This is a genomic window from Halobacillus halophilus DSM 2266 (assembly GCF_000284515.1).
Lineage (GTDB): Bacteria > Bacillota > Bacilli > Bacillales > Halobacillaceae > Halobacillus > Halobacillus halophilus.
The window spans coordinates 284996-298226 of the sequence record NC_017668.1; the positions used below are offsets into that span (position 1 = coordinate 284996).

Sequence of the window (13231 nt, forward strand, 5' to 3'; positions counted from 1 at the left end):
TTAATGATAGGGTGATTGAATGGATCTTGAAGCGATGAAGACATTTGTAGCCGCCGTGGATCAACAGAGCTTCACAAAAGCTTCCAAAATGCTAAATCTTTCCCAACCCACAGTAAGCTTTCATATTAAAAATCTTGAAAAGTATTTCGAAGCGGATCTTATTGATCGTTCACCTAAACGATTTATAGTGACTCAGACAGGTGAACTCGTGTACCAGCGTTCAAGGCAGATACTGGGACTTATTGATAAAACAAAGGCAGAAGTGCTTGAATTCCACAAGCAACTAAGGGGGAAGCTCCACATTGGAGCAAGCTATACGGTAGGCGAGTATATCCTGCCATCAGTTTTAAAAGAATTTGACGAACATTACCCAGCGATAGATCTGGAGGTGCAAATTGCCAATACGGAGCGCATTAATCGGGCGATCCAGCTTCATGAATTGGATATTGGACTGGTGGAAGGACAGGTGAACCATCAGGGACTTAAATCTGAACCATTTCTGGAAGATGAGATGGTCGTTATTGTCCCCAGGGATCATCCGATTCGCGAAAGGGCATCTATTACCTTCCAGCAGTTGCAGGATCAAACCTGGATTACCAGAGAAGGGGGTTCAGGCACAAGAGCTGTTATGGACTCCATGCTTGAGTCATATAACATAAGACCGAAAAAATTGATTACGATTGGAAGCAACCATGGTGTTGTTCAGGGTGTGAAGGAAGGTCTTGGGCTTTCTTTGATATCGAAAACCGTAGTAGAACATACAGCAGCCGAGCAGTTAATCAAGAAGCTTCCTTATATAAAAACCACAAGCCGTTACTTTTCTTTAGTAACGCATGCTAATGAAGAAGAGATTTCCAAAAATGTTCAGCTGTTTGTAGGAAAAGTAAAAGACCTCTATCGTCTAAGTGAGAAATAACAACAGTTGATCCGGGGTATGAAGTGGGGAAACAAGAGGTTATTCACCTGAAGAAAGAAAATAGACATGTAGTGAGTCAAAGGTCAGTATGTGCCGATCTATGTAGAGCACGGTTATCAGCGAAATAAGTGGGTAGCAGACTGCTGATCGAAATCGAAAAGTCCGCTTTAATGAACCAAATCAACTTCATAGAAACAGAGGCAAGTGTGAGTGCTTTTTCATTCTTTCAAGGCCAAGGTTTCAAATAAATTCGTTCTCCTCATAAACTGGTGCAGGGAATCAGTATAAAAAATAATCAAATGTGCAAAAAGTTGAATAATTGATCATCATACGGGGTATCGTGACTTATAATTAAAATTTGAAACGTTCAGGGATATTCGATCGTAAAGAATTGTAGTAGATACATGAAGGTAGTCACATAAAACTCTGCATCAAATTGAGGTGAAATCATGAAGAGATTAGACCAGATTGTCGATTATTTAAAGACTCTGGGAGTAGAAGTTGAGAAGGTTTACAAAACCCCAAAGGAAGAGACGAGATAAGATAGGTAGAAGGTTCGGTTAAATACTTACGTAAAAAGAGAAAATAAGGTATGTTTCCGCGAAGAGAAACATACCTTATCGTCATGCGGGTTTCTGCTTGGTTATGGCAGCAAACTGCGGATCTCTTGCTTGGAAGAAAGCCCATACCATTCCCGCAAAGCTGATTCCACTTAATAACAGGAAAACATACTGAACGCCATGTGCGGAAGCGATATATCCAAAGATAGGTCCTGTTATGACGACAGAAGCCTGGTTGCATAGCATGCGAAAGCTAGCCATTCGCCCGTGGAAACGCGGGTCTGTCGCCATTTGCTGAACAGACTGCAGGAGTGCACGGACAAAAGATGTACCTAAACCTACTAAAACCACACCTAATACGACGATTGATAAATTTTTTGTTATTCCTAACAGCAAAAGCCCGCCCATCATTATACTAATAGAGAAAAGGGCCAGGTGATTTTTCCACTTAAGCCACCACCATGTACCCACCATACCTGCTGTAATTCCTCCAATTGAGAAAGCAGCATCAAGAAACCCATAGACCGTCGAAGTTTGATTTAAATAAGCACTTGTATAAACAGATAAGAAGCCTAGAATTGTGTGAAAAGTCAATTGGCCAAGCATCATCATGGCGAAGAGTCCATGCAGCATATGGTGGCTTTTTAAATATACAAACCCTTCTTGTAATTCTTTGAAGAAAGGAGAAGCTTTGGCAGGTTTTCTCATTGATAAAGGTTCATACGAAACAAATAGCACAGTAAAGAAAGCCCCAATGTACAATCCCATAACGATAAGGAGAGAAATTGAAACAGGCAGAAGTCCAGATAGAATTCCACCTAAAGCAGCTCCGGTCAGGCTTCCTGATATAGTGGCTGAGCCAGATAAGGAAAAAATTCTTGGTAAGTCATTTTTTTTGAATACTTCAGCGACAAGTGCTTGTAAAGAAGGTCTGAACAGGGAACCAAGTGTTTGTAGGACCATGTGCGTCAAAATCATCACCCAAGGGTTGATCAAGCCGAGCAGAAAGGCTCCCCATAAAAGCAATAAACAACCAATACTCCCTCCCCCTGCAAGAGAAGCTAGTTTTTTTCGATTCGATCGGTCGATGACTACCCCAAAGACCAGGTTGGAAAATAACCCTGGCAAAAATCCAAAACTCACAAAAATCCCTGTATAAATCGCGTCTTGAGTCCATTGATATAGAAACCATGTAATTAATACAAAATACATAGCTCGACCGCATTCATATAAGAAATAAGTGGTTAATAGTCGTCGCATATTCAGTCGATTCATCGGTAACCTCCCCTGTTATGAATTATTTCCATCTTATCCTAATAAGGGAGATAAGGATAATGCTGTTTTATTATTGAAATTGATAATTTTTGCTTATGGAGTGATGGAAATTGAAAATAGAAGATTATGAATTATTGCTTCAGTTACATCGAATCAAAACGATAAGGGGCACAGCTAAGAAAATTCTTATATCCCAGCCTGCCATTACCCAACGGTTAAAATATATAGAGAGCCATTTTGGAGGAGTCATTTTCTTAAGAACCCCAAAGCAGCTCGTTCTCACTGCTCTTGGGGAAACTGTCCTGAAACACGCAGAGGAAGTCGTAAAAAGAGAAGCTGATTTCTGCGATCACCTTCTACAGCAGGATGGGAATAGGGTAGCTGGAACGCTTTCCATAGGGGCATCTTCTTTGTTCAGTCAACATTTTTTACCTGGGGTTCTAGAATCTTTCACAAAAAAATATCCGAGTGTAACGATTGATCTGGTAACAGGAGTCAGTGATGAGATAAGAGATTCCTCCGGCCAGTTTCACGTATGTATTGTACGCGGTGAAGCGATTCGTACCATGGTTAGCCACCACCTTTTTGAAGATCCTCTGCATTTAATGGATACCAGGCCTTTACATGAAGACATAGCTCGACCTCTTATTGAATTTAAAAGTGATCCCGCGTTTCAAAAAGTACTGGAGGAGTGGATGGCGATTCAGCCCCAGCCAGCATTTAATAGGTCGATCAAAGTCGATCAGTTTGAAACCGCCAAGCAGCTGATGAAACGCGGTTTAGGTATGGCTGTACTGCCTGAAAGTGTAAGCAGAGATCTTAAAGATTTCTATTCAATCCCTCTGGAGGTGGACAATCGGCCCCTGAGCAGGAACACGTGGGTTTGTTACCAGGAAGGGCTTCGTCAATTATTACAAGTGGACGCATTTATTCACGAACTCGAGAAGACGAGATGGTTTGAGGAAGAAGGAAAAGGAATTGACTAATTTAGAAAATGAACTAATAGAAATCATCCAGGCACATCCATATATTCAACAGCTGTTTGATGCGACTGATCACTATATAGACGATTATTATACCGGAGCCGGTGTTATTACGCAGACGGTATGGAATAAGCTCTATGACTTTGACTTCACCTATGGAATAAATGACGCGGGTATTATTTATTTTAATTCCTTAGAGCAGCCTTCCAGGGAACTGGAAAGAATAAAGGAAACGAAAATACGAAAAGCTCTGCCTCATTTTCCTTTTGAAATTGATTTAACCAATGAAGCTCTCGTTCATCACTGGTATGAGCAGAAATTCAATAAAAAGATAGCCGCTTATCGATCAGCGGAGGAAGCGATTGAAACATGGCCGACAACTGCATCAGCGATCGGTGTGAAGCGAGTGGATGGTGAATACAAGATATACGCTCCTTTTGGATTACAGGATCTGTTTAAGGGTATTGTGCGTCCCAATAAAGCTTTAGTTCCAGAGCATGTTTATAAGAGCAAGGCGGTTAAATGGAAAACCCGCTGGCCTGGACTAACTGTGCTGGAATGGTCTGTTTAAGGTATGATTGGAAATTTTCTATGTTTCATTTTATGATAATAGTATTCATTCCACTACCAAAGGGGATTGCTTAGTATGAACGAAGAGACATTCGATAAATTAGAAGAAATTCAGCAGAACGAATTCATTAAGGCAGCTATTGATCGAGTGGGGGCAGGTGTGGTTATCTCTGACCCTGAGCAGGAAGATAATCCGATGATTTATTGCAATAAGGGATTTGAGGACTTGACGGGTTATAAGGCAGAAGAAATCCTTGGGAAGAACTGCCGGTTTTTACAAGGGGAAGACACAAGCTCTCAAATGGTAGATAAGATTCGTAAAGGGCTTTCCAATTATGAAAATGTACTGGTTGAGCTGAAGAATTACAAAAAAGATGGGACGATGTTCTGGAATGAACTGCAAATCTTTCCTGTTTACATACAACAGATGGATCAGAATTTTTTTGTTGGTGTTCAGAGAGATGTCAGTCAGCGGCGAGAGCAGCAGGAGCTGATCGGGCATTATCTATCCGAAGTGAAGAGGTTGTCTACACCGATCGTTCCACTTGAAGAAGGGATCTCTGTACTGCCACTTGTGGGAACCTTCGATGAGGAGCGCCTTAACGAAATGCTCGACTCCGTTAGTCATCATGTGAAGGAATCCAAGGAAGATTTTTTGATTATCGATATGTCCGCTGTGCATGCCTATAACGAAGCGGTACATATGGGGATTTACCAGATGAATCAACTGTTGGATCTAATGGGCACTACTCTGATTATTACGGGGATTAAGCCCAGTTTTGCCATTCAAAGTGCACCATATGCAGACTTCAGTGAACTATCACTTCAGTCTTATGCTTCTGTTAAACAGGCCCTAAATGCGGTTCGAGGGCGATAGATAACAGAATGTCCGGCATCTTCAGGGTGTCGGACTTTTTTCAATTGAAGTCCGCATGTTCTGTTTATTTCTAGTCTCTATATAGTAAAAAAGCAATAGATGAAAAGTCTGCTTAAGCCTAGTATTGGCTTAATTCCGACTGATTTTGTAAGATTTAAATATATATTAAATTGGGAGTGGATGGATATGGTTGATCTTTTTGATAAATGGATAAAAAATGACCGTCATCAACGATTGTTTGAAAAAGCTGAACGGATTGCTAAGGAAGCAAAAGCGCAGGTAAGCAAAACGGACCCTGAGGCTGTTTTTTCCCATCGTACGTTGAAAGTAATAAAACAGGAGAGATACCCATCACTTACCTTATCAGCTGCTTACGGAGGAGAAGATCTATCTCTGTACGAGTTTTTATTATTACAAGAAAAGATAGCAGAAGGTGATGGATCGGTTGCATTATCTATCGGTTGGCATTTAGGAATTATGAAAGAGTTAAAGGAAGACAAGCTTTGGAGGAAAAATGATTTTGACCGCCTGGCTAAAGAGGTGGCTGAAGAACAGAAGGTTGTTAATCGGGCAGCTACAGAGCCGGCAACTGGAAGTCCGACTCGTGGAGGGGTCCCGGAAACCAAAGCAGTCAGAAATGGAGACCATTATATCATCACCGGTCGTAAAACATTCACATCTATGGCGGACCATTTAGATTATTATATAGTTTCTGCTTATGTTGAAGAATTAGATGAGATTGGCTGGTTTCTCATTGATCGTCATCATCCTGGACTTTCGGTCGATAAAACATGGGATACCCTTGGTATGAGAGGTACGGAAAGTGACGATTTAGTATTGGATGGAGTAGAAGTTAATGTGCATGATTTAGTAGAGACAAAATCAAAAGAAAAGCCTGCTCCTAAAGGCTGGCTGCTGCATATCCCGGCGTGTTATCTAGGAATTGCTACAGCTGCGCGAAATGATGCAATTGAATTCGCTCAAAACTTCCAGCCAAACAGCTTGGATACTCCAATTGCAGAAGTGGGACATATCCAAGATAAAATTGGTGAAATGGAATGGAAGCTGCTGCAAGCCCACTCGTTCATGTACACGGTCGCAAGAAAATGGGATGAAGAACCCGATCAGCGTAAGCACATGGGTGCGGAGTTAGCCGCGGTTAAACTGGCCGTCACTAATACTGCGGCAGAGGTTGTGGATTTAGCAATGAGGATTGCCGGAGGGCGAGGTTTATCCAAGAAGTACCCATTCGAAAAATATTACCGCGATGTCCGGGCGGGTCTGCATAATCCGCCCATGGATGACGCAGTGGTGAAGATGCTCGCCAAACAAGCTTTATCAGAATGATACCTGTGTTAGATTTGTAATTTTTATAAGCGGTTATTAAAGAATAGGGCCGGATTGTGTAAGACTCGTATTTGAGATATTAGGTTAGAGTGCAGGTCCTGCGGGGGACGATTCGCTTTCCGTGGGCATGTGCTGAGCCTCCTCAGTCTTGTAATGACCCCCAAATGTTGGACACCTTATGAAACTTAGGAGGGACCCAACATATGTCTAAACTTACTTCTCAAGAAAAGTACCTGATCGTCCAACGTTATCTCACGGAAAATGTCAGTTTCCGTGACTTAGAAAAAGAGTTTGGAGTGGATAGTTCTTCCATCCGTTATTGGGTGAAATTATCCGAATATCATGGTAGTGAAGCCTTCGACTTCCCCTATACAAACTATTCAGCTGCCTTTAAACTGAAAGTAATTCAACGTATAGAGGAAGAAGAATATTCGATTCGAGAAGCTTCCGCTATGTTTCACATCCCCGATTTCTCCATGGTACGCCGATGGCGTAAGAAGTGGCTGGAAGGCGGAAAAGAAGCCCTTGAATCTACAAGGAAGGGGCCAACACAGATGACGTCTTATAAGAAGAAAGAAGATTCAATGGATTCTTATGAAGCCTTAAAGAAAGAGAATGAACGCTTACGGATAGAAAATGAATACTTAAAAAAGTTAGAGACCTTAGCTCAAAAAAAGAAAGCATCTCGAAAGAAGAACAAGCGCAAGTAATCGATGAGTTAAGGTTTCATTTTCCAGTTAAACAGCTGACGGAAATAGCTGATATCCCTAGAAGCACCTATTACCATTGGAAAGAAAAGCAACTCGAGCCAAAAACGGACCGACCATTAAAGGAGCTTATCACCTCCATTTTTAAAGAACATAAAGGTCGCTACGGCTATCGCCGCATTGAAAATGAGCTTCGTAATCTCGGTCATGAAGTGAACCATAAAAAAGTCTATCGTCTTATGAAAGAACTGGGGCTTCAGTCTACGGTGAAAATGAAGAAATATCGTTCTTATAAAGGGAAAGTTGGTCAAACGGCTCCAAACATCTTAAATCGGAATTTCAAGGCGGATCAGCCGAATCAGAAATGGGTGACAGACATTACGGAGTTCAAGCTATTTGGCGAGAAGCTTTATCTTTCCCCTGTCTTAGATCTATTCAATGGAGAAATCATCACGTACACAATTGGTTCCAGACCCACCTATTCCTTGGTGAACAACATGTTAGACCAAGCATTTGAACGCCTTCATCCATCGGATGAACTGGTTATGCACTCCGACCAGGGATGGCATTACCAAATGGCTCCCTATCGAAAGAAATTGAAAGACCATCAAGTTACCCAAAGCATGTCCAGAAAAGGGAATTGTCATGATAACGCCGTTATGGAGAACTTTTTCGGTATCATGAAATCGGAATTCCTTTATTTAAGAGAATTTGAAAGTGTGGCCCATTTCAAACAAGAATTAGAGGAATATTTCCATTATTATAATCATAAACGCATCAAATCGAAGCTCAGAATAAGCCCCATTTCCTATCGAGCCCGCTTTCAAGAATCGGCGTGATAATTTTAATGAATGTGTCCAATTTTAAGGGGTCAGTTCATCTTCGACTTCCGGGGTCTCACCGATCATGTTTATCCCACAGGAGTCTTCGCCGTTCCCTTCCGCCCCTTTGCGATCATGGAGAGCCCGAAATCTCTGCATAATCGCCTTCCAATGACCAAGGAGCATCTCTAATCTACCCTGGTTTTGGTTGTTTGTTTGCGTGTAGCAACCCTGTACTAGAAGCATTTGAGTCAGATACAGTATGGTTCCTGTCTCCTATTGTAAGGGTCCGTTCACTAGAGGTCGTTTCCGTAGCCGCCTTCCCTTTTTTGACAACGGACCCATTTATCTCGAAATCAAGTCTTCAAGTAATGGGAGCTTATCTACAACAGCAAAATTTAAAAGACCATAAAGAAAAGAGGGCACTCTGCAGCGCCCTCTTTTCTTTATTTTTCTGCTAGTAAGTCAGCAAATGCTTTAGCGTAAGGAGGCAGGTCAGGCGGACGGCGGGCAGAAACGATGTGCTCATCTTTCACGACCGCCTCATCATACCAGGTGGCTCCAGCGTTTTTCATATCGTCTTTAATACCAGGAGTACTTGTAACTTTACGACCTTGCAGGATGTCTGCAGAAATGAGCACCCAGCCGGCATGGCAGATTTGGCCGATCGGCTTACGTTGTTCGTTCATATGCTGTACCATTTCGATGACTTTATCGAAGCGGCGAAGTTTATCCGGTGACCAACCGCCTGGAACTAAAATGCCATCATAATCAGCGGGACTAATATCACCGAAAGCATAATCGGAAGTTGCCGGTACCCCGTATTTGCCAGGGTATTCTTTACCAGCTTCTTCTCCAACGAGATGAACCGTAGCCCCCTCTTCTTGGAGGCGCAGTAAAGGATACCATAATTCGAGATCCTCAAAATCTTTGCTCACAAGCGCAATTACTTTTTTATTCTCTAATCGCATAAACAACCTCCTTTATCAATACTCTTCTTTTATTCTATCAAACCCTTTTCAGGTATTCGAATCTTTAGACACGGCGAGAACCCACCAGATCAATAAAGGCTGGAACAACGGACGGATCCACAAAGCTGTCATGTTTGTGTCCTCGCTCCAAGGTGCGGGTATGCCATAGATTGCCGCATAAATGTTTGCCGGCAGAACAATCACTAGAAAAGCAGCCGTAGCCCATCCAGCAGCCCTTCTCGTTTGGGGGAAAAGCAGGAGAAGAGCCAGCAGCCACTCTGTAATCCCTGTTACATATACAATAATTAGCTTGTAAGGCACCCACTGAGGAATCATCTGGGCAAATCCATGATCATAGATAAAGTGAGTGACTCCTGCAAAGAAGAAGGCAGCCGCAAAAATATAAAGCCCAAGTTGTCGTATAAATGTCATGTTTTCACTTCCTTTGGTACAAATAAAAGTTCACTTTATATAAAGATTTGAAACCTATGTACTAAAAAATTCGTATTAAACTGTGCAGATTCTTAATTAAATAATTCTATATATCCATGTCAAAAATTTAAAGTAATGTATAATAACTACTGAGTCCAGCATAAAGCTAAACAAGCTGCGAATCTACCATGAGCATAAGGGGACGAAATTTATGAAAAAGAAAATGACTCTGTTGATGACGTTAGTTATATTGTTGATCTCAAGTTTTGGTATATCAGAGGTTAGTCTGGCATCTACAGGGAATGAAGGAATTAATGAAAAGCTTGGCTTACCGATTGTAGTTTATGGAGAAGCCTTATCCGATGCCCAAAAATCAGAAGTGACCGAGCTTTTGGAAGTGAATCAGCATGAGCAAGTTGATGAATTTACAGTTAATGGTCAAGATTTAGCTAATTACATTGGTGGAAATCCGAATGCCAATATGTACTCTTCGGTAAAGATTATTCATAAGGATACAGGACAAGGATTAAATATAGAAATCGTTACTAAAGATAATATCACAGAAGTAACCAAAGAGATGTATACAAACGCTCTATTGACTGCAGGTGTTCAAGATGCTGACGTTCTAGTTGCTTCTTCTGTTAAGGTTAGTGGACATTCAGCGCTGACAGGAATTTATAAAGCCTATGATGCTAAAGGTGTTAAACTGGATGAAGGTCGTATGCAGGTAGCGAGTGAAGAACTGGACGTCGCTACATCTATTGCCAAGGAAGAAGGAATAAGTCAGGCGGAAATCAGTGAACTGCTGACAGAAATCAAAAAGGCAATTGCTGAACAGAATCCTGCAACCCGTGAAGAAGTCGAGCAAATTGTTAAAGAACAGCTTCAGACATTAAACATTGAACTTAGCGCTGAAGACCGCCAGAGGCTGGTAGATTTGTTTGAGCAAATGAGAGACCTGAATATTGATTTCGATCAGGTGAAAAACCAATTAGATGATTTAACTGGAAATATTCAGGATTTAATCAATGATGATGGTTTCTGGAACAACCTCCGGGCAGCTGTTAAAGACTTCTTTCGCTCTCTGAGCAACTTTATCAGTTCCCTGTTTTAAGCTCATTTAAGATTTCATACGATCTGGAATACCTCAGGTCCTCCATATATTAGGAGGACCTGAGGTGTATTTAATGGGAAGAAATGAATTGTTCGGCGATATGGTTTTTAACGTAATCATTATTCCAGTGGACATAATGCCCGCCATCTACACGCTTAATGGTCAATTTAGAATTTCTACGTTGAAGGAGTCGATCAATCGCTTTAATTGTACGGGCTTCTTCTGCCTTATTTACACCTTTAAAAGAAGCATAGAAAAGGGTGGTGGGAACAGTCAGTTTTTGGACCATCGATACGAGAGGTGTATTGTAGAAACCAAACATGACATTCAGACCTTCAATTGTCACCTCGCAAGGTGTATAAAAGGTTTGGTCAATATAATTTGATTTCGGGAGATTTACAGCTTCACAAAAACGGTCAATGTCTTTCTCGACATCTTCGGAAGGAGGACTTGAAAATAACGGGTGAAGTATTTTTAAAACAGGACGTCTGCAAAGATGGACCATCCAATTCAATATAGGGAAAGCCAGTGCAAAAGGTCCGAATTCTTGGAATGGAATTCTAGGGAAATCCTTATGACCTTGATCAAGTAAGAATAATTGAGTAACGCGTTCGGGGTAATGGTGTGCAAAATAAATTGCAAACCCTCCGCCAAGGGAATGGCCGATTAGAACTGCTTTTTCGATCTCTTGTTTATCTAAGTATTCTTTCAGCCAATCAGCCATCACTTTTGAAGTGCACTTCTCTGCTATACCTGCGCTTCTTCCTATACCAGGAAGGTCCAGCATGTGAACTCGGAAATCGTTCTTTAGGTGTTCAGCTATATTTAATCCTTCTACCCCAGGCATGCCTCCAGCAGGTAAAAAAATGGCGTCCTGCCCAGTTCCTATTATTTCTGCATAAAAATCCTCCATATTCTTCCCCCTCGCTTCATCATAGTTGGACCTGCCAATCCTTTTTTTTAGCGTAGCTTAAATACCCATTATAAGTAAAATCATTCCACCTCAGGTCATCCATAATCTGGATGACCTGAGGTGGAATGATTAACCATACAAAAAAGCGTTCCTCGTCGGAACGCTTTTTTAGTCAGTTGGCTGCTGTTTTAACATCTTCGATGATTTGTTCGTAGGGGACATCTGTGTCTCCTCTATATTTTTTTAACACGTTGCCATCTTTCCCTACAAGATAGAAGGAGGTGCCGTGGGTTACTTGATCATTACCTTCTGTTTTTTGAACGGGAGCTTTAAAACTTTCCTGAGCAAAATTTTGAATCTCCTCCTGCGTGTAACCCGTCACAAAAGTCCAGTTGCTATAGTCCACACCATGTTTATTGCCGAATTCCTTTAATTCATCAGGAGAATCAACCGTGGGATCTACGCTAAATGAAACGATTTCAGCTTCTATGTCTTTTTCCTGAAGTTGATCCTGTATTTGAGCCATATTGCGGGTCATGGGCGGACAGACCGTATTACAGGAAGTAAAGATGAAGTCAGCGAGCCAAACTTTTCCTTCCATATCCTCTACAGCAAAATCAGCTTCTTCCTGCGTGGTTGCTTTGAAATTCTGTGTTTCCCAGTCAAGTGTATTCTCAAGTTCACCACTGCCGCACCCTGCAAGCAATAGTGTGAACAAAAGTGTCATGCTAAGTAAGATGAAACGCTTCATAAAGCTTCTTTCTCCTTCCAAAATAGGATGTACGTACTCAGTGTACGCTCGAATAAATCAAAGTGTCAATTGAATCTACATCTGTTAATAAAATAGACACAGTTGGCTTTTTACTTATAGTTAAAATGTAAAATATTTACTTAATAGTATAAAGCCGTGTGATTCGGAAAAGGCTAAGATACCAGGATGGATGAGCGAGGGATTAAAAATGCCTTATTTTACTGAAAAACATGGAAAACAATTATTTTATGAAGATAAAGGAAATGGGGAAGCGATCATATTTATTCATCCGCCAGGGATGGGAAGGAAAGTATTTAGACAGCAGCATCCTTTAGCTGAACACTTCCGAATTATATTTCCTGATTTAAGCGGGAATGGAGATTCGGAACTCGTGACTAAAGCTCCTGATATTACCTTCTATGCAAGGGAGATTAAACAATTAATTGACCATTTGAGGATTGATAAAGTAACTCTTGTTGGTTATTCATGCGGCGGGATGGTTGCTCAGGAATTTGCATTAACTTATCCGAAGCGAGTACACGCGCTTGTATTGGCAGGGGGATTTCCAAAGGTTGATACTGGCGGATTGCGATTTGAATTTTTAGTAGGCATGGAGTGGGTAAGGAAAAGCCCCGAGACGCTCGCTAAATTATTAAGCAATTCTCACTTTAGAGATCCGACCATTAAGCGGGATTTAAGTGAACATATGGCTAAATCCAGTCCGGATGCGTGGTATGAGTTCTACAACAGAGGATTTCGTTTCGATTGCAGCCGGAGACTTCGTAACTTAGAAGTGCCGCTCCTTCTTATGTATGGAACCAAGGAATTCTGGATTAATCACCACGTTAAATATTATTTTAACTGTCCAGATACGACCCTTGTTTACATTGAAAGGGCCTATCACCAAATTCCGGCGACGCATTGGCCGATCTTTAATCATTACATTAAAGAGTTTCTTGAAAAAAATGTATTATCAAAAAAAGCAGAGATCTGA

Annotated in this window: 14 protein-coding genes; 8 read left to right on the forward strand and 6 right to left on the reverse strand. The window is 41.3% G+C overall.

Annotation, left to right across the window (positions count from 1 at the left end; translation table 11 throughout):
• Positions 1-19 precede the first annotated feature (19 nt).
• Complete coding sequence (locus tag HBHAL_RS01505; protein ID WP_014641563.1) at positions 20-916, forward strand: LysR family transcriptional regulator; 897 nt, start codon at positions 20-22, stop codon at positions 914-916.
• A gap of 623 nt (positions 917-1539) precedes the next feature.
• On the opposite strand, the gene HBHAL_RS01510 is transcribed toward HBHAL_RS01505, so the two are convergent.
• Positions 1540-2751, reverse strand: a complete 1212-nt coding sequence (locus tag HBHAL_RS01510; RefSeq protein WP_014641566.1) for an MFS transporter — start codon at positions 2749-2751, stop codon at positions 1540-1542.
• A 110-nt stretch (positions 2752-2861) separates the two neighbouring features.
• Between HBHAL_RS01510 and HBHAL_RS01515 the strand changes: the two genes are divergently transcribed.
• The 5 genes from HBHAL_RS01515 (at position 2862) to HBHAL_RS20665 (ending at position 8074) form a co-directional block, all read left to right on the forward strand.
• Positions 2862-3737: a LysR family transcriptional regulator gene (locus HBHAL_RS01515; protein WP_014641567.1), complete on the forward strand. Its 876-nt coding sequence runs from the start codon at positions 2862-2864 to the stop codon at positions 3735-3737.
• Positions 3730-4305: a nucleotidyltransferase family protein gene (locus HBHAL_RS01520; protein ID WP_014641568.1), complete on the forward strand. Its 576-nt coding sequence runs from the start codon at positions 3730-3732 to the stop codon at positions 4303-4305. The genes HBHAL_RS01515 and HBHAL_RS01520 overlap by 8 nt, the downstream gene beginning before the upstream one ends.
• Before the next feature lie 75 nt (positions 4306-4380).
• Positions 4381-5181, forward strand: a complete 801-nt coding sequence (locus tag HBHAL_RS01525) for an STAS domain-containing protein (RefSeq protein WP_014641569.1) — start codon at positions 4381-4383, stop codon at positions 5179-5181.
• Positions 5182-5367: 186 nt separating this feature from the next.
• Entirely contained in the window at positions 5368-6528 is a 1161-nt protein-coding gene (locus tag HBHAL_RS01530; protein ID WP_014641570.1) for an acyl-CoA dehydrogenase family protein, read from the forward strand.
• A gap of 203 nt (positions 6529-6731) precedes the next feature.
• A protein-coding gene (locus HBHAL_RS20665; RefSeq protein WP_087946022.1) for an IS3-like element ISHaha3 family transposase occupies positions 6732-8074 on the forward strand; the annotation gives its coding sequence in 2 pieces (ribosomal slippage) (positions 6732-7173 and positions 7173-8074; 1344 coding nt in all).
• A 24-nt stretch (positions 8075-8098) separates the two neighbouring features.
• Here the strand turns inward: HBHAL_RS20665 and HBHAL_RS21295 are convergent.
• From HBHAL_RS21295 to HBHAL_RS01555, 3 genes are all read right to left on the reverse strand, one after another.
• Entirely contained in the window at positions 8099-8302 is a 204-nt protein-coding gene (locus HBHAL_RS21295; RefSeq protein ID WP_041601143.1) for a hypothetical protein, read from the reverse strand.
• A gap of 200 nt (positions 8303-8502) precedes the next feature.
• Positions 8503-9027, reverse strand: coding sequence for a type 1 glutamine amidotransferase domain-containing protein (locus HBHAL_RS01550; RefSeq protein WP_014641572.1), 525 nt, complete (start codon positions 9025-9027; stop codon positions 8503-8505).
• 48 nt (positions 9028-9075) lie between these two features.
• Positions 9076-9459 (reverse strand): DoxX family protein, encoded by a 384-nt coding sequence (locus HBHAL_RS01555; RefSeq protein WP_014641573.1) that lies wholly within the window; start codon positions 9457-9459, stop codon positions 9076-9078.
• Between the two features lie 211 nt (positions 9460-9670).
• Between HBHAL_RS01555 and HBHAL_RS01560 the strand changes: the two genes are divergently transcribed.
• Complete coding sequence (locus HBHAL_RS01560; protein WP_014641574.1) at positions 9671-10573, forward strand: DUF1002 domain-containing protein; 903 nt, start codon at positions 9671-9673, stop codon at positions 10571-10573.
• Positions 10574-10643: 70 nt separating this feature from the next.
• On the opposite strand, the gene HBHAL_RS01565 is transcribed toward HBHAL_RS01560, so the two are convergent.
• Positions 10644-11486, reverse strand: a complete 843-nt coding sequence (locus HBHAL_RS01565) for an alpha/beta fold hydrolase (protein WP_014641575.1) — start codon at positions 11484-11486, stop codon at positions 10644-10646.
• Positions 11487-11658: 172 nt separating this feature from the next.
• Positions 11659-12237 (reverse strand): SCO family protein, encoded by a 579-nt coding sequence (locus tag HBHAL_RS01570; protein ID WP_014641576.1) that lies wholly within the window; start codon positions 12235-12237, stop codon positions 11659-11661.
• 190 nt (positions 12238-12427) lie between these two features.
• Between HBHAL_RS01570 and HBHAL_RS01575 the strand changes: the two genes are divergently transcribed.
• On the forward strand, positions 12428-13231 hold the full coding sequence (locus HBHAL_RS01575; protein ID WP_041601144.1) for an alpha/beta fold hydrolase: 804 nt from the start codon (positions 12428-12430) through the stop codon (positions 13229-13231).